Raw genomic sequence first — 17,482 nt, forward strand, 5'->3', positions numbered from 1 at the left:
TCAGGCTCCCCAGAAGTGCCACGACGATCGGCTGACCGGGGAATATCCGAACGCAGCCGGTATAAAGTGGCAGTGCGCCTCGAACCCCGGCGGGTGGTTCTGCGGTTCGAACAACTCTCTCCCTGTTGATAGGATGACGATATGACTGAGCAGCTGAAAGAAGATTTGCCGGCGGTAATCGCCGAAATGGAAAAGACGGTAGCCGAGTTTCCCGAAAACGTGATAGCACAGCACCATCTCGGTCTTGTTTATATGAAATCAGGTCGCATCGAGGAGGCGATAGGCTGTCTGGAAAAAGCCATCGAACTTGACCCGCAGTCCGCCGAGTCGATGATCAACCTTGGCGCCATTTATTTCGGCCAAGGGGAGCTCAGGAAGGCAGAGGAACTTAACCAACAGGCCATCGGAGTCAACCCCAAGGCTGCCCAGGCCTACGCAAATCTCGGCCTGATCGCCCAGCAGAACAACGATCTCGATACCGCCATCGAGCGCTACGAGAAGGCGCTCGCCATTGATGCCACTTTGTCCACGGTCTGGATGAACCTGACGTCTGTGTTGACCATGAAAGGAGAGGACGACCGGGCCCTGGCGGCGGCACATAAAGGGCTCGAGCTCGATGGCGATTCGCCGCTGGCCCATAACAATCTGGCCGTCGCCCTTTATTTCAGTGAACGTTACAGCGAGGCCCGGAAACATATGGAAAAAGCACGGGAACTCGGCTATTCGGTCGATCCGAATTTTGTCGCCAGCCTTGAGCAGAAGCTGGCATGATCGGAATCTTGCCGAACTTCAAGCTCCCCTAAAGAGAGAACCGATGAGTAGCAAAACAGCAGGCAGGTCGCCGTGGTGTCCCTTTTGCGGCCAGGCGGTCGAGCCGCCGGCTGACTTGCCGAACAGAAAGATGACCGAATTCACCGCGGGCCGGTGTGCTTGCGGGGCCGTCTATTCGTGCGATCCGACCGGTCATAATGTCGGTGCGGCAATCGTCGAGACGCTCGTGCACGCCTGCGGAGACAATAGTGATCTGGCTTGGGAACTGCTGCCGGAGGATGATTATCTGACCGGACGTATCGAAAAGTACGACGAACAGACCCATCAGGTTATCGACACCGGCACGATGAATGGTCGGTCGGTGCGCGGTGTGCTCTACTTTGTTCGTCTGCATCGTGAACTATCTGAGCTGGCCGAGCGGTTGAAACAAAAAGACGAGAGCGACGGTCGCGCCGCATCGGCCGCCAGCGGTTTTGTCCCGCCATCGCCGGAGCCCGATTCTTGGCAGCAGGGACCGCGCCGCCGGGCCGATAAAAAGCTGGTGAGGCAACTGGCCGAGGCCGGAGACGAAGACGGGCTGGTCGCGCTCTGCCTCGATGACCGCAAGGCGCTCCGCCTGCTGCAGCGGTTGCTCTATGATCCGGATGGTGAACAACGCTGGCGGATTGCGCAGCTTATCGGACGAGTCTGTTCCCGAGTCGCTACCAGAGACCCGGGACAGGTGTCGGAGTTGCTGCACCGTCTTTTGGCGGCCGGATTCGACTCGGCGGCAACACCGTGGGGGATGATCGAGACCGTTGGCGCCGTGATTTCCGGGCGGCCCGATATTTTTGGTGCCTTTACCCAGTATATTCCCGGTTTTGTTGGCAATGACTCGACCCGGAGTCAGGCGATCTGGGCACTTGCGGAGATTGCCGCAAAACGCCCCGATCTGGTCAAGAAAACTCCTTACTTCGGTTTATTTCCGCTGCTGGGGTACGAGCAGGCCGAAGTACGCGGCCAGACGGCCCGATTGCTCGGTCGCCTGGGTGCGACCGAGGCAACCGTTCAACTGCTCGGTCTGCACGACGACCAGGCCGAGTTGATCATCTGGCAAGACGGCATCCCGCAGCGAACGACGGTGGCCGAGCAGGCTGCTGCAGCGCTCAACACTATTCAACAGAAAAAAGAAGGTGCGTGATGAGTACACCGATTCAGCCAATTACAGCTATCTCTCCGGCCACCGGGCCGGATTCGGGGCAGGATGGAGAAAAAAGCCAGGCACAACTCGATTTTGAAGAAGGCCGTGGTTACGTGGAACGAGGTGAGGCGGCGCTGGCCGCGGTATCCTTGCATAACGCGCTGCGTGGCTTCGAACAGGAAGGAGATCGTGTCGGCATCGCCAACGCTGCCAACCAGCTCGGCCACGCCTGTCTCCTCCGGCAGGACTACACCGCCGCTCTTGTGCATTATCAGCGGGCCTGGAGTATCTGCGAAGAACTCGATGATGCGGTAAGCCTGCTGGCCCTGGCCCGGTGCCTGATCGAAGCCCATAAGGGACTCGGGGAGTATCGTGTTGCCCTTGAACACTGCTTCGATCTGCTGGACAATTATCAGCGTAACAACAACCCGCAAGGCTCTGTCGAGGTCCTTGAAATGATGGCTGACATTTACGTTTTGGCCGAAGAGCCCGGCAAGGCTGCGGACGCGCTGCGTACAGCGGCATCGATCCATGCCAACTTCAAGCACCAGAGTATCGCCGACAGCCTGCGCAAGCGAGCGACGGAACTGGCCGGGGAAGCAGATTAGCTGATGTTTACCGGGATCATCCAGGGGACCGGGACGATCATCTCCCGTCGGTCGGTCGGCGGCGGCCAGTCCTGTGAGATCGAAACGAGCTTTGTCTTCTCCGATCCCGAAGAAGGGGAATCGGTTGCCGTCAACGGGGTTTGTTTGACCGCTTATCGGATCGGCAGCCGGCGGTTTACCGCCGATGTTTCACCGGAGAGTCTGGCCCGAACCACGCTTGGTGAACTGGCAGTCGGCCGACAGGTCAATCTCGAGCGAGCTCTGCGTCTGACAGACCGTCTCGGCGGGCACCTTGTCTCCGGGCACGTCGACTGCGTCGGCCGGCTGGCATCGCTGCAGCACCAGGGAGACTTTACTATCCTGAGTTTTTCAGTGCCCCGGGAGGTCGATCGGTATATAATCGAGAAGGGTTCGGTGGCGGTCGACGGGATCAGTCTCACCGTCAACGATTGTTCGCCGGGCCGGTTTTCGGTCTCGATCATCCCGCACACCTTGCAAGCCACCACCTTGGGGCGATTGCGAAACGGCGGCGCGGTCAATATCGAGGTGGACATCATCGGCAAATACGTCGAAAAATTGCTCGGTGCCAGGCATGATCCGGCCTCGGGAACAGCGGTGATCAATCCGGCGTTCCTGGCCGAGAAGGGTTTTTATTAACGTCGTTATCAACAGGGGAGCTTGAAAATTTCAAGGTTCCCAATAGAAATGGGTGGAAGCGGTATGGCAGTCAGTCCGATTGAAGAGGTCATTGGAGATATCCGGGCCGGAAAGATGATTATCCTCGTCGACGACGAGGATCGGGAAAATGAAGGTGATCTCTGTATGGCCGCCGAAGCGGTCACTCCCGAGGCGATAAACTTTATGGCGACCCACGGGCGGGGGTTGATCTGTCTGACGCTGAGCAGTGATATCGTCGAACAGTTGAGTCTGCCGATGATGGTTTCCGACAACCAGTCACCGTACGGCACCGGTTTTACCATCAGCATCGAGGCGAGGACCGGAGTGACCACCGGTATTTCCGCCGCCGATCGGGCGCGCACTGTACAGGCCGCCGTGACACCCGGCGCGACCCCGCACGATATCGTCAGTCCGGGACACATCTTCCCGCTTAGGGCCAAGGATGGCGGTGTCCTGGTCCGTACCGGCCAGACGGAAGGTTCTGTCGATCTGGCACGGCTTGCCGGCTTGCGCACCGCCGGAGTGATCTGCGAGGTCATGAAGGACGACGGGACGATGGCCCGGATGCCCGACCTGGAGGTGTTTGCTGATAAACACGGTCTCAAGATCGCCACGATCGCCGACCTGGTTGCCTACCGTCTGCATCGCGACCAGCTCGTGCACCGGTTAGCCGAGGCCCGGATTCCAACGGAACATGCCGGTGAATTCACCGCCATCGTTTACAAAAACGATGTCGACGATCTCGAGCACCTGGCCCTGGTCAAGGGTGAGATCGTGCCCGACAGCCGGGTGCTGGTGCGGGTCCACTCGGAATGTCTGACCGGCGATGTCTTCGGTTCGTCGCGCTGCGACTGCGGCGGACAACTGCAGGCGGCCATGAAGATGATCGACAACGAAGGCAGCGGCGTGGTCCTTTACATGCGGCAGGAGGGACGGGGGATCGGATTGATCAACAAGATCAAGGCCTATCGTCTCCAGGACGAGGAGGGTGTCGATACGGTCGACGCCAATCTCAAGCTCGGATTCAAGGCGGACCTGCGCGACTACGGTATTGGTGCCCAGATCCTCCGGGATCTCGGCGTGACCAAAATGGCCATGCTGACCAACAATCCTAAAAAAATTGTCGGTCTTGAGGGATACGGTATCGAGGTTGTCGATCGCGTACCGATCGAGATGGCAGCCGGCAAGGAAAACAAGGACTACCTGTTGTGCAAGCGAGACCGGATGGGACATCTCATCCAGGTGAAATAGCAGCCGCCTGCCGACAGACTCACATCAGGGAACCTTGAAAAATTAGAATCTTCAAGGTTTCCATAAGGAAAGGGGACACCAGGTCATGATACGTTACATCGAGGGTAACCTGAAGGCGGATGGCAAGAAGTTCGGGATCGTCGTCTCCCGTTTCAACTCTTTTATATCCGAGAAACTGCTGGAAGGCGCCTTGGACAGTCTGCGCCGATCAGGTGCCGCCGACAGCGATATCGCGGTGGTGCGTGTACCGGGCGCGTTCGAAATTCCCTTGGTCGCCAAAAAACTTGCGTTGTCAGGAAGCTACGATGCGGTAATCTGCCTGGGTGTGGTGATCCGCGGGGCTACCCCGCATTTCGACGTGGTCGTCAACGAGGTGTCGAAGGGTGCCGCCCAGGCCGGTTTGGAATCGGGAGTACCGGTGATGTTCGGGGTGTTGACCACCGAAACCATCGAGCAGGCGATTGAACGTGCCGGCACCAAGGCCGGCAACAAGGGCGGCGAGGTAGCCGTGGCGGCCATTGAGATGGCCAATCTAATCGGCGCCTTGAACTAGATCGAACCGGCGCGAATTCGGTAACCAGAGCCGTATCCCGGAGAGCGGGGTGCGGCTTTTCTGATAGGCAGGCGATTGGCTCATGGGGACACGACGGAAAGCGCGCGAAGCGGCCTTGCAGTTTCTCTTCCAGGATGATTTTGCCCGTGGTCTTCCGGACGAGTCCGAACGATCCGTACCGGAACGCTTTGAACAGTTCTGTGGTTTTTATCAAATCAGCAGAAAATCGCGGGACTACGCGCTGGAACTGGTGCAGGGCATCCTCGAGCGTCGGGACCAGATTGATCTCGCCATCCGCCAGCATGCAACGAACTGGCGGCTCGAGCGCATCGCCGGAACCGACCGCAATCTGCTGCGAATCGGTATCTACGAGCTACTCTATGTGGCCGACGTCCCGGCCCAGGTGGCAATCAACGAAGCGGTAGAGATTGCCAAACGGTTCGGCAGCGACGAGTCGCCGTCCTTTGTCAACGGTGTCCTCGATGCCGTCCGGCAGGATCTGCCGGAGCCCCTGCCATAGCGTTCGGCGGTGTCGCGCCATCTGTCTCGGCGGTTCCACTTCTTCATGTACCCCAGCGGCACAGCACCGCTGCCTGCTGATCGGTAGTGTTGCAATTTCCTTCCATTACGGGTACATCTTTGGTGCAGCGGCAGCGGGCTGTGCGTGATGCGGCCCGGCTGCGCAGACCATTTCCGGCCGACCGACCAGGCGACGTCGCCGATTTTCATTGACGAGCACACTTCCATTTTCTTCCAGCCTATGGCCTCAGCACAGAATAAGAGCAGTCCCGGATTCAGGCAGGAATTTGTCGGAGTTCTCGGCCTCTTTGTGGCCGCATTCGTCTTGCTCAGTCTTTTCTCGAAGCAGGTCTCCCCCGGTGACAACTGGTGCGGCGAAGTCGGCAACGTGGTTGCCGGAGTACTGCTCGGCTTTACCGGTTGGGGGGCGTATCTGCTGGTGTTGCTGTTCGCCCTGGTGGCCCTGTTTTTCTTCAGTCCGCGGATGTCTTTTGAGCGTCTGCCGCAGGTGACCCTGGGCATTACCGGTGCAGTCATCGCCTGTTGTGCGCTGCTGTCCTCGCTTGCCTTTTTTGCCGCCGACCTCGCTGACAGCGGTGGTTTTCTCGGTCACACCGTTTTCCGTCTGGTCTCATCCGTGCTCGGCAGCACTGGGACCATCCTGGCGCTGTTGCTGCTCTTGCTCGTGTCGCTGATGCTCGCCGTCCGGTTTTCGCCGTATCGGCTGCTCTGCCTGCTCGGGCGTGCGCTTCGCGCAACAGGACAGGGTGGGGTGGCGCTGGTCGGCCGGCTGGTGCGTCGCAGAAGGCAGCGGCCGCCACGGCCGGAACGCCGGACCACCGCACCCAAACGGATCGAGCGGGAACCAGAGATCCGTTCTGCCGATTCCTCCCCGGTTGTCAACCAAACACCTCAGTCGCCGCTGAGCGACGGCGCTGACAAGGATTTTCGTGCCACACCGGTCGCCAAAGGCGACTGGAAACTGCCGCCGCTCTCTCTGCTGGCACGTAACGATCAGGTTACCGAGAAGATCGGTCGCGACGTCTACCTGAAAATCTCCCAGCAACTAGAGCAAAAACTGAAGAACTTCGGGGTCTCAGGAACAGTGGTCGGCATCAGCCCAGGACCGGTGGTGACGACCTACGAATACGCACCGGCCCCCGGCATCAAGATCAACAAGATCGTCAGCCTCGCCGACGATCTTGCCCTTGGACTCAAGGCCCAGTCGGTCAGGGTGATCGGTTCGGTACCCGGTAAGTCCGCGCTCGGCATAGAGATTCCCAATGAGATCAGGCAGGTAGTCTTCATCCGGGACCTGCTCGCTTCGGAGCATTTTCGCAATCACCAGGCCAAGCTCGGCATCGTGCTCGGACTGGACGTGGTCGGCAATCCGGTCATCGCCGACCTGGCCCGGATGCCGCACCTGCTGATCGCCGGGGCCACCGGCGCCGGCAAGAGTGTGGCGATCAATGCGATTATCGCGTCGATCCTGTTCAATGCCACGCCCGATGAAGTCCGGTTTCTGATGATCGACCCGAAGCGTATCGAATTGTCGGGCTACGAGGGAATTCCACACCTGCTTCATCCGGTCGTGGTCGAACCGAAACTGGCCAGCCGTGCCCTGCTCTGGGCGGTTCGTGAAATGGAGCGCCGCTATCGTTTGCTCGAGGAGGCCCGGGTAAAGAGTTTTGATTCCTATAACAAGACGATGGCCGAAAAACTGCCCTATATCGTCATTTTTGTCGACGAGTTGGCGGATTTGATGATGGTGGCCTCCAAGGACGTGGAGACGGCGATCGCCCGGCTTGCCCAGATGGCGCGAGCCGCCGGTATTCACCTGATTCTGGCAACGCAGCGGCCGTCGGTTGATGTGTTGACCGGTCTGATCAAAGCGAACTTTCCGACGCGAATCGCCTTCAAGGTCTCCTCAAAAGTCGATTCCCGCACCATTATCGACACTTCCGGGGCGGAACATCTTCTCGGTATGGGCGATATGCTCTATATGCCGCCGGGTACGGCAATGATCCAGCGGGTCCATGGCGCCTATATCTCCGAGAAGGAGACCAGCGATCTAGTGATGTTTTTGAAACAGCAGGGAGGTGCCGTCTATGACGACTCGGTACTGGAACAGGTGGAGGAGAGCGATTCCCTGACATCATTAGGGAGCGAAGATGACTATGACGAGCGTTATGATGAGGCAGTTTCCTTTGTCTGCGAATCGGGACAGGCGTCGATTTCCATGGTCCAGCGCCGTCTGCGTATCGGTTACAATCGTGCCGCCCGGATCATCGAACGCATGGAAAAAGAGGGGATTGTCGGGCCGGCGGACGGCGCCAAGCCGCGGGAGGTTTTAGCCCGTCATTCCTATGATTAATCGGGGTTTGTGAGGAATTAATTTCCTTGACAATTACCAGGCAACACTTTATAAGAAAATTCTTGAGAAAATGAGTGAGCGTTCATTTTTTTTGACAGCGCTGCCGCACAAGCCGGCAGCTCCGCTGTCAGCGGTAATTTAACCGGCCGACCTACCGGAAGACTCTGTAGTCTTCGGTCGGTGGTCGGATTTTGTACAAAGCTGTAATCGAGTTTACTTCGGTTTAAGTGGGTCCTGTATGGACAGGGCCACAACAGTTAAAACAAACTGAGGAGGTAGTTTAATGCCAAGTTATGTAGATCCTTCCAAATGTGATGGCTGCAAAGGCGGTGACAAGACTGCATGCATGTACATCTGCCCCAACGACCTGATGGTACTCAACGTTGAGGAGATGAAGGCTTACAACCAAGAGCCGGATGCCTGCTGGGAATGTTACTCCTGTGTGAAGATCTGCCCGCAGGGTGCGGTCTTCGTCCGCGGTTACGACGACTTCGTACCGATGGGCGGCCAGGTTCATCCGATGCGTTCTTCCGATTCCATCATGTGGACCGTCAAGTTCCGCAATGGCAATTTGAAGCGCTTCAAATTCCCGATCCGCACCACGGCTGAGGGTGCTGCCAATGCGTACACGGGCGAGAAGGGAGCCAACCTCGACGACGAGATCCTGACCCTTGAGAAAGAACTGCCGACCCCGTGATCCGGTAGGCTTGTGAAACATCTTAAATCTTTTATTCAAAAGGAGATTTGAATATGGCATTACCAAACAAACCGAAAGGCGAGCTCAAGGCCACTGTGAACCCTGAAGTCGTCGAAATGGACGTCGATGCTCTGATCGTCGGCGGTGGTATGGCAGCATGCGGTACCGCTTTTGAGATCAAGAAATGGGCACCGGATGACATGAAGATCCTGCTGGTCGACAAGGCTGCACTCGAGCGTTCCGGCGCCGTTGCCCAGGGTCTGTCCGCAATCAACACCTACATCGGCGAAAACCCGATCAAAGACTACGTCAAGATGGTCCGCAACGACCTGATGGGCGTTATCCGTGAAGACCTTGTCTATGACTGCGGTCGTCACGTTGACGAGTCGGTCAAACTGTTCGAGGAGTGGGGACTGCCGGTCTGGAAGAAAGGCGCCGACGGCGAGAACCTGGACGGCGCCAAGCCGGCCAAGTCATTGCGCGAAGGTGGCACTCCGGTACGTACCGGTAAATGGCAGATCATGATCAACGGCGAGTCCTACAAGTGCATCGTCGCCGAGCCGGCCAAAACCGCCCTGGGTGACGACAATATCCTGGAGCGCGTGTTCATCGTCAAGCTGCTGCTCGACAAGAACAAGCCGAACCAGATTGCCGGCGCCGCCGGTTTCTCCGTTCGCGAGAACAAAGTATACGTCATCAAATGTAAAACCGCCGTTGTTGCCTGTGGTGGTGCCGTTAACATCTTCCGTCCGCGCTCCACCGGTGAAGGTAAAGGACGCGCCTGGTACCCGGTATGGAATGCCGGTTCCACCTACACCCTGGCAGCTCAGGTCGGCGCAACCCTGACCATGATGGAAAACCGCTTCACGCCGTCACGCTTCAAAGATGGCTACGGCCCTGTCGGTGCCTGGTTCCTGCTGTTCAAAGCCAAGGTATCCAACGGTCTGGGCGAGTTCTACGCCGGTGGCGAAGCCGCCAAGGCAGAACTGCACAAGTACCTGCCCTATGGCGACTCTCCGGTCACCCCGACCTGTCTGCGTAACCACCTGATGCTCAACGAGCTGAAAGAAGGCCGCGGACCGATCTACATGGCCACTGAGGTTGCTCTCAACGCCTTCCTGGAAGAGCGTCGTGCCTCCGGTATGGACGAGAAAGAGCTGAAGAAGTTCTGGAAACACCTCGAGTCCGAGGCATGGGAAGACTTCCTTGACATGTCCGTCGGCCAGGCCGGTCTCTGGGCCGGTATGAACGTCGAGCCGGAGAAAGTCGGTTCCGAGATCATGCCGACTGAACCGTACATGCTCGGTTCTCACTCCGGTTGCTGCGGTATCTGGACCTCCGGCCCGAACGAAGACTGGGTACCGGATGTACAGAACGAATCCCGCGTCCACAAGTACAAGTGGGGCTACAACCGCATGACCACCGTTGACGGCCTGTTCACTGCCGGTGACGGTGTTGGCGCCTCCGGTCACAAATTCTCCTCCGGCTCGCATGCCGAGGGTCGCATCGTTGCCAAGCAGATGGTCAAATTCTGTCGCGACAACGCCGACTTCAAGCCTGAGCTGAAGCAGACGGCCCAGGAAATCGCCGATGAGATCTACGCACCGGTCAAGCGTTATCACGAGTTTGTTGGTGTTTCTACCGCTGAGGATGTCAACCCCAACTACTGCAAACCGGCCGGTCTGATGATGCGCCTGATGAAGGCCACCGACGAGTACGGCGGCGGCGTTGCCACCTACTACATGACCTCCGGCAAACTGCTCAACATCTGCCTCGACCTGCTCCAGCTGCTCCGTGAGGATGCCGAGAAGATGGCCGCCGGCGATCTCCATGAACTGCTCCGCTGCTGGGAGAACTACCACCGCATCTGGTGCGTCGAGACCCACATCCGGCACATGGAATTCCGGAAAGAGTCCCGTTACCCAGGGTTCTACTATCGTTCCGATTACCCGGTTATCGATGACGAGAACTGGCGTTGCTTCGTCAACTCAACCTTCAATCCGGAAACCAAGGAATGGAAGTGCGAGAAGGTCGAATGTTTAAGCATCGTCGAGACCGATCCGTGGCTCTAATTTATGGGATGACACGTAGATCAGCATGATGTAAAAAAAAATCTCCAGGGGCTTCTGGCTCCTGGAGATTTTTTCTATGGAATCAGCGCGTTTTCAATGGGGAAAGGTGCAGTCCCCGGTGCGGTTTTCCCGAGTGAAAAAGCGCAGCAGTGCGTTCGCGTCTTTATTGACTAATTGATACCGTGGTGCCGGGATCGATGATCTTGGGCTGGGTATCGACGGTTCATTTTTACAAGCGTAACCATGGAGGAAAGTATGACTGACGAGCAAGGCACCTCCGGTGCAATTTTGGTCGTGGGCGGAGGGATCAGTGGGTTGACTACCGCACTTGAGGCCGCCGAGGTCGGGAACGATGTGTTTATCATCGACAAAAACCCGTATTTCGGTGGACGAGTGGCGCAGCTCAACGAGTATTTCCCGAAGATGTGTCCACCGAGTTGTGGTCTTGAAATCAATTTCAAGCGGATCAAGAACAATCGGAAAATTCGAACGTACACGATGGCCAGTGTCCAATCGGTCAGCGGCGGGCCTGGTAACTACGAAGTGACCATCGGTATCGAACCACGTTATGTTAACAGCAACTGCACGGCGTGTGGAGATTGTGCCGCCGCCTGTCCAGACGAGATCGACAACCCGTTCAATTTTGGCATGGACAAATGCAAAGCCGCTTTCCTGCCGCATGAGATGGCATTTCCGCGGCGCTATGTGATCGACAAGAGCGCCCTGTCTACCGCCGGCGCGGAAGCGGTAAAGGATTCCTGCAAATACAACGCAGTCGACCTGGACATGAAACCGACGACGATCACCCTCAACGTCGCCTCGATTGTCTGGGCCACCGGTTGGAATCCATATGACCCGTTGAAAATCGACAACCTCAGTTACGGCAAATCCCCGGCCATCGTTACCAATATGATGATCGAGCGGATGGCGGCGCCGAGCGGTCCGACCGGCGGCAAGATCGTCGTGCCCGGCAGCGGTAAGGAGCCGGAGTCGATCGCCTTTGTCCAGTGTGCCGGTTCACGAGACGAAAACCACCTGGAATACTGTTCTTATATCTGTTGCATGGCCACGTTCAAACAGATGAATTATATCCGGGAACAGTATCCGGAAGCAAAGATCTACGTGTTCTACATTGATCTGCGGACACCCGGTAAGTACGAAAAATTCCGCGATAAACTGATGTCTGACCCGAATGCTTCCTTTATCAAAGGAAAGGTCGCCGATATCGTCGTCGAGGCGGACGGGGTTACCGTGATTGCGGAAAATGCAGTCACCGGTGACAAAACGCACCAGAAAGTCGATATGGCCGTCCTGGCAACCGGCATGCAACCGTCCCTTCAGGAAGGTGGCGTACCGGCCGGTGTGACCCTTGATGACAACGGTTTTGTCATTTCCGATTACGACAAGGGCATAATCGGCACCGGTTGTGCGAAAAAAGCTGCGGATGTCGTCACCTGCACGCAATCATCCACGGCTGCCGCTTTGAAGGCAATTCAGGTTTCCAGGAGGTAGTTGACAATGGATAAAAAATATTGCGCCTATTTGTGTTCCGGTTGCAGCATCGGTGATGTGCTCGACATGGATGGACTCAGCGAGGTCGTCAGTGGCGAGATGGCCATTGAGTGTAAAACCAGTGGTTGTCTCTGCAGTCCGGAAGGACGTGCCCTGATTGAGAAAGATATTGCCGATGACGGCGTCAACGCGGTGGTGATTGGTGCCTGTTCACCCCGGGTTATGCAGAAGGAATTCGACTTCGGTGACGACAAGATCGTTATTCGCGCAAACCTGCGCGAGCAGGTGGCGTGGACGGCACAGCGACCGGCGGAAGGTGAAGAGCCGCATGCCGAGGCCGCTGCCTTTCTCCAGGAAACAGGTGCCGATTATCTGCGCATGGCGTGTGCCCGGGTCAAGAAGACTGAGCTTGCCACACCGTTCCAGCTTGAGAACATGAGCCGCAAGATTCTCGTCATGGGCGGCGGTATCGCTGGCTTGACGGCGGCCAAAGAAGCGAGCGCTGCCGGTTACGAGGTCACCCTGGTCGAAAAGTCCGATCAACTTGGCGGGCAGGCCGCCAATTGGCGAAAATCTTTTCCGACCAAAGCACCGTGGACGGACCTGGAAGACAATCCGGTCGAAGCACTGATCGCCGCGGTCAAAAATGATGCCAAAATCACCGTCAAGACCGGTACTGAGGTCGCCCGTATCGCCGGTGCCCCTGGAGATTTCAAGGTGTCACTGAAACCCACCGGCATCAAGACCGATTGGGATGCTCCTTGGAAGGTAACGGTCGACGAGCGGGAGAAGATCGAGAAAGGGGAGATGGAAGACCCCAACAGCGGATTGCAGAATTACATGGCTGTTGATTCGGATGCTGAAATTCATGGCGCCGTTGTTCTGGCCACCGGTTGGATTCCGGCCGATGTATCCGAGTACGAGCATCTCGGATACGGCACTCTGGCTAACGTGGTTACCAACGTCGAATTCGAGAAACGTGCCAAAGAGGGCACGGTACCTGCCAATGTCGTCTTTATCCAAAGTCCCGGCGGCAAGGATAACGACAATGATTTTCCGTATTGTAATTCGGTCACTTCGATGGTCGCCCTGAAACAGGCCCAGTACGTCTGCCAGGACAATCCTGAAGGAAGGGCGTATATCCTCTACCAGCACATGCGCACCCCGGGCAGTCAGGAATTGTACTACAAGGCCGCCCAGATGACTGACGGTATCTTCATGACCAAAGCGGCGGTGACCAAGGTTGAGGAGAGCGGCGGCAAACTTCGAGTAACGGCCGAAGACACCCTGCTCGGCGAAGACCTCGAACTTGATGCCGACATGGTCGTCCTGGCAGCCGGCATGGTGCCCACCACCAAGGACAAGGCGACCGTCAATCTCGCCTATCGTCAGGGACCCGGTTTTTCCGACCTCGGTCTGTTCGACGGTTATGCCGATTCCCATTTCATCTGCTTTCCCTACGAGACGCGGCGGACCGGCGTCTATACCTGCGGCGGTGTCCGTAAGGCGGAGACCATTGACGAGACCATCGATGATGCCACCGGTGCCGCTCTGAAAGCGATTCAATGTCTGGAATCGACCGATCGCGGCGTGTCGGTGCATCCCCGCTCCGGCGACACCACCTACCCTGAATTTTTCATGCAACGCTGCACCCAGTGCAAACGCTGTACTGAAGAGTGCCCCTTCGGTGCACTTGATGATGACGCCAAGGGAACGCCGCTGCCGAACAACACCCGGTGTCGTCGTTGCGGTACCTGCATGGGCGCCTGTCCGGAACGGATCATCGGCTTCAAGGATTACAATATCGATATGATCGGTTCGATGATCAAAGCCGTTGAAGTCCCGGAAGACGACGAAGACCGGCTGCGCATCGTGGTCTTTGTCTGCGAGAATGATGCTTATCCGGCTATCGACATGGCCGGTATGAAGAGAAACGGCATCAACCACATGATTCGTTTTATCCCGGTTCGTTGCCTCGGTTCCGTCAACATGGCCTGGATTCGTGACGCGTTGTCGGCCGGTATGGACGGCGCGATGCTGCTCGGCTGCACCTATGGCGACGATTATCAGTGCCATTTTGTCAAAGGGTCGGAAATCGCCAATAAACGGATGGAAAATATCGGTGAGACGCTGTCCACCCTCGGCCTTGAGTCGGAACGGTGTGCTGCGGTTCAAGTGGCCATCACCGATTACGACAAGATTCCGCAAATCGTCAATGATTTCGTCGATGAAATTGTGGAAATGGGTCCGAATCCGTTTAAAGGCTTCTAACCTGTTTTTTATCACGCCGCTCCGCCCGGGATCTCGGCGGAGCGGTATGAACTTACCGAGCCGGCTCTACGGCCCATGCTGATAAGATAACAGGAGGCAAACAATGAATGTTCAACCTGATTTAACGTTTATAAAGTACTTGAAGGGTGCCGGCGGCGACACGTTGAAAAAATGCTATCAATGTGCCACGTGCTCGGTCCGGTGCCCACTTTCCACCGACGAGAAGCCGTTTCCCCGTAAGGAGATGATCTGGTCACAGTGGGGGATGAAGGATAAATTGCTCGCCGACCCCGATGTCTTTCTCTGTCATCAGTGCGGTGACTGCACCACCTATTGTCCGCGCGGCGCCAAGCCGGGGGAGGTGCTTGGGGCGATCCGCGCCTATGCCTACACCCACTTCGGTTGGCCGTCAGGTCTGGCCAAGCTGGCGTCGTCGGCAAAAGGCCTGCCGATGTTGATCGGTATCCCGGTGGTGGTCATCTTTGTTATGTGGCTGATTTCAGGTGGCATGCATATTCCGAATAAGGAGCATTTTGCCGATCATGGGTACCAGCAGTTTTTCGGTACCTGGGATTTTAAATGGTATGCAAAAAACATCTTCTTCATTGTATTGATCATGGTACCGTCACTGGGTCTGGCCATTGTTTCCCTCTATATGGGGCTAACCCGGCTCTGGAAGCAGATGAAGAACAATGCCGACATCAGCGGCAATTACCGCCCGTCGGTCCCGCAATTTGTCGGCCAGTTCCTCTGGCCCTCCATCGTCGAGATCCTCACTCACAAGCGCTTTAAGGAATGCGGTACCAATCACGATCGGACTAGGGGACATCTGCCGTTGATGCTCGCTTTCATCGGATTGTTTATCGTTACCTGCTGGTCGTTGCTGAAAAATGATATTCTTGGATTGTTCTGGCCGTCGTTGCACGGACCGCTGCCACTGTACGATCCGTTCAAGATCCTCGCCAACGTATCGGCGATTGCGCTGCTGTTCGGGATCTACGTCCTCTGGAGCAATCGATCCAAGGCCGAAAGTGAAGGAACGTCCAGCAAGACCTTTTATGATTGGTTCCTGATTTGGATGATCATGGCGGTTGGCGTCACCGGCTTCGGGGCCCAGATTATTCGCTGGATCAACATCCCGTCACTCGGCTACTTCGTTTATTTCCTGCATCTCGTCTCGGTTATGATGCTCTTCCTCTACCTGCCGTATACCAAGTTCGCCCATATCGCTTATCGCACAACGGCCATGGCTTTCGAGAAATTCCGGTCAAGTGCGTTCGGCAAACCGGTCATCGAACAATAGACATCAGCACACAACAGAACCAAGCCGTACATCACGAGGCCGTTCCCTGAGGGAACGGCCTCGCCGGCTTTTTGGGTCTTTGCGTGACGATACGGTCAAGCCGAGCGGCGCCCCTGGAGAAAAAAAGGTATTGCATCTCCAAACTCTAGTGGGTATATTAGTCAGCTTTGTAAGCTGGCGTAGCTCAATTGGCAGAGCAGCTGATTTGTAATCAGCAGGTTGCGGGTTCAAGTCCCATCGCCAGCTCCAGGACGAAATTACTTTACAATGCAGTGTTAAGCGGATAAAGATGGTTGCCCCATCTTGCGGCTTCATGGAGGGGTTCCCGAGCGGCCAAAGGGAACAGACTGTAAATCTGTCGGCGAAGCCTTCGGAGGTTCGAATCCTCCCCCCTCCACCATCCGCATATCCTGCTTGATGTGCAGGCGGGAATAGCTCAATTGGTAGAGCATCAGCCTTCCAAGCTGAGGGTTGCGAGTTCGAGTCTCGTTTCCCGCTCCATGTTGGTTGGCGTTAGCACTGCTCACGTAGCTCAGGTGGTAGAGCGCATCCTTGGTAAGGATGAGGTCACCGGTTCGAATCCGGTCGTGAGCTCCAGGGACAGGACGACGTACCGGGTAAAACTTCAATGACCTGAGGAGACAGGAACATGTCAAAAGAGAAATTTGAACGGACAAAGCCTCACGTCAATGTAGGGACGATCGGGCATATCGATCACGGCAAGACGACATTGACGGCAGCGATCACGCGCGTATTGTCTTTAAAAGGTCAGGCAAAGTTCACTGACTTTGGCGAGATAGACAAGGCACCGGAGGAGAAGGAGCGCGGCATTACCATTGCGACGGCGCATGTGGAGTACGAGAGTGCCAACCGTCACTATGCGCATGTGGATTGCCCCGGTCACGCCGACTATATCAAGAACATGATTACCGGTGCGGCGCAGATGGACGGTGCCATCCTGGTTGTCGCGGCGACGGACGGAGCGATGCCGCAGACTCGTGAGCACATCCTGCTGGCACGTCAGGTCGGTGTTCCGGCGATGGTCGTCTTTCTCAACAAATGCGACATGGTCGACGACGAAGAGCTGATCGAGCTGGTGGAGATGGAGCTGCGGGAGCTGCTCGACAAGTACGAGTTCCCGGGCGACGACATTCCGTTCGTCCGCGGTTCGGCCTTGCTGGCGCTGGAGAATCCGGATGACGAAGAGAAGGCGAAGTGCATCTGGGAGCTGATCGAAGCGGTCGACTCCTATATTCCTGAGCCGGAGCGTGATATCGACCAGCCGTTTCTGATGCCGGTTGAGGATGTGTTCTCGATCTCCGGTCGCGGAACGGTAGCGACGGGCCGTGTCGAGCGGGGCGTCATCAAAGTCGGTGAGGAAGTTGAGGTTGTCGGTATCCGCAAGACGCAGAAGACGGTCGTGACGGGCGTCGAGATGTTCCGCAAGCTGCTCGATCAGGGCCAGGCGGGCGACAATATCGGTGCGCTGCTGCGCGGCGTGAAGCGTGACGAGATTGAGCGCGGCCAGGTGTTGGCGAAGCCGGGCTCGATTACCCCGCACACCAAGTTCAAGGCGGAGTGCTATATCTTGAGCAAGGATGAGGGTGGTCGCCACACGCCGTTTTTCAACGGATACCGGCCGCAGTTTTATTTCCGGACGACCGACGTGACGGGAGTAGTGACGTTGTCCGAG

Annotated in this window: 14 protein-coding genes and 4 tRNA genes; all 18 read left to right on the forward strand. The window is 56.8% G+C overall.

Translation table 11 applies throughout. The features are described from left to right. Positions 1–141 precede the first annotated feature (141 nt). A complete protein-coding gene (locus BUC26_RS10235; RefSeq protein WP_073375775.1) occupies positions 142–771 on the forward strand; it encodes a tetratricopeptide repeat protein in 630 nt (209 codons plus the stop codon). 43 nt (positions 772–814) lie between these two features. After that, positions 815–1,951, forward strand: a complete 1,137-nt coding sequence (locus tag BUC26_RS10240) for a DVU0298 family protein (protein ID WP_073375777.1) — start codon at positions 815–817, stop codon at positions 1,949–1,951. Continuing rightward, the gene (locus BUC26_RS10245; protein ID WP_073375779.1) at positions 1,951–2,559 is read left to right on the forward strand and encodes a hypothetical protein; all 609 of its coding nucleotides are present in this window, start codon (positions 1,951–1,953) and stop codon (positions 2,557–2,559) included. Before BUC26_RS10240 ends, BUC26_RS10245 begins: the two co-directional genes overlap by 1 nt. A 3-nt stretch (positions 2,560–2,562) precedes the next feature. Further along, the gene (locus BUC26_RS10250) at positions 2,563–3,216 is read left to right on the forward strand and encodes a riboflavin synthase (RefSeq protein WP_073375781.1); all 654 of its coding nucleotides are present in this window, start codon (positions 2,563–2,565) and stop codon (positions 3,214–3,216) included. 63 nt (positions 3,217–3,279) lie between these two features. Next, entirely contained in the window at positions 3,280–4,488 is a 1,209-nt protein-coding gene (locus BUC26_RS10255; RefSeq protein WP_073375782.1) for a bifunctional 3,4-dihydroxy-2-butanone-4-phosphate synthase/GTP cyclohydrolase II, read from the forward strand. An 85-nt stretch (positions 4,489–4,573) separates the two neighbouring features. Continuing rightward, positions 4,574–5,041 (forward strand): 6,7-dimethyl-8-ribityllumazine synthase, encoded by a 468-nt coding sequence (gene ribH / locus BUC26_RS10260; protein ID WP_073375784.1) that lies wholly within the window; start codon positions 4,574–4,576, stop codon positions 5,039–5,041. 82 nt (positions 5,042–5,123) lie between these two features. Next, entirely contained in the window at positions 5,124–5,561 is a 438-nt protein-coding gene (gene nusB / locus BUC26_RS10265) for a transcription antitermination factor NusB (protein WP_073375786.1), read from the forward strand. A gap of 240 nt (positions 5,562–5,801) precedes the next feature. Then, the gene (locus BUC26_RS10270; protein WP_073375805.1) at positions 5,802–7,934 is read left to right on the forward strand and encodes an FtsK/SpoIIIE family DNA translocase; all 2,133 of its coding nucleotides are present in this window, start codon (positions 5,802–5,804) and stop codon (positions 7,932–7,934) included. A gap of 283 nt (positions 7,935–8,217) precedes the next feature. Beyond that, positions 8,218–8,631, forward strand: a complete 414-nt coding sequence (aprB, locus tag BUC26_RS10275) for an adenylyl-sulfate reductase subunit beta (RefSeq protein ID WP_073375788.1) — start codon at positions 8,218–8,220, stop codon at positions 8,629–8,631. A 53-nt stretch (positions 8,632–8,684) separates the two neighbouring features. Further along, positions 8,685–10,703 (forward strand): adenylyl-sulfate reductase subunit alpha, encoded by a 2,019-nt coding sequence (gene aprA / locus BUC26_RS10280; RefSeq protein WP_073375790.1) that lies wholly within the window; start codon positions 8,685–8,687, stop codon positions 10,701–10,703. Between the two features lie 255 nt (positions 10,704–10,958). Continuing rightward, positions 10,959–12,215 (forward strand): FAD-dependent oxidoreductase, encoded by a 1,257-nt coding sequence (locus BUC26_RS10285; RefSeq protein ID WP_073375792.1) that lies wholly within the window; start codon positions 10,959–10,961, stop codon positions 12,213–12,215. A 6-nt stretch (positions 12,216–12,221) separates the two neighbouring features. Beyond that, on the forward strand, positions 12,222–14,486 hold the full coding sequence (locus BUC26_RS10290; RefSeq protein ID WP_073375793.1) for an FAD-dependent oxidoreductase: 2,265 nt from the start codon (positions 12,222–12,224) through the stop codon (positions 14,484–14,486). A gap of 103 nt (positions 14,487–14,589) precedes the next feature. After that, a complete protein-coding gene (gene qmoC, locus BUC26_RS10295; protein WP_073375794.1) occupies positions 14,590–15,789 on the forward strand; it encodes a quinone-interacting membrane-bound oxidoreductase complex subunit QmoC in 1,200 nt (399 codons plus the stop codon). Between the two features lie 173 nt (positions 15,790–15,962). After that, a tRNA-Thr gene (locus BUC26_RS10300) sits at positions 15,963–16,038 on the forward strand. A 66-nt stretch (positions 16,039–16,104) separates the two neighbouring features. Further along, a tRNA-Tyr gene (locus BUC26_RS10305) sits at positions 16,105–16,189 on the forward strand. Between the two features lie 25 nt (positions 16,190–16,214). Next, positions 16,215–16,290 (forward strand) — tRNA-Gly (locus BUC26_RS10310). A 20-nt stretch (positions 16,291–16,310) separates the two neighbouring features. Next, a tRNA-Thr gene (locus BUC26_RS10315) sits at positions 16,311–16,386 on the forward strand. 52 nt (positions 16,387–16,438) lie between these two features. Continuing rightward, on the forward strand, positions 16,439–17,482 hold a 1,044-nt coding region (tuf, locus tag BUC26_RS10320), incomplete at its 3' end, for an elongation factor Tu (RefSeq protein WP_073375795.1).

This window comes from Desulfofustis glycolicus DSM 9705, from assembly GCF_900130015.1.
In the GTDB taxonomy this organism is placed as follows: Bacteria; Desulfobacterota; Desulfobulbia; order Desulfobulbales; family Desulfocapsaceae; genus Desulfofustis; species Desulfofustis glycolicus.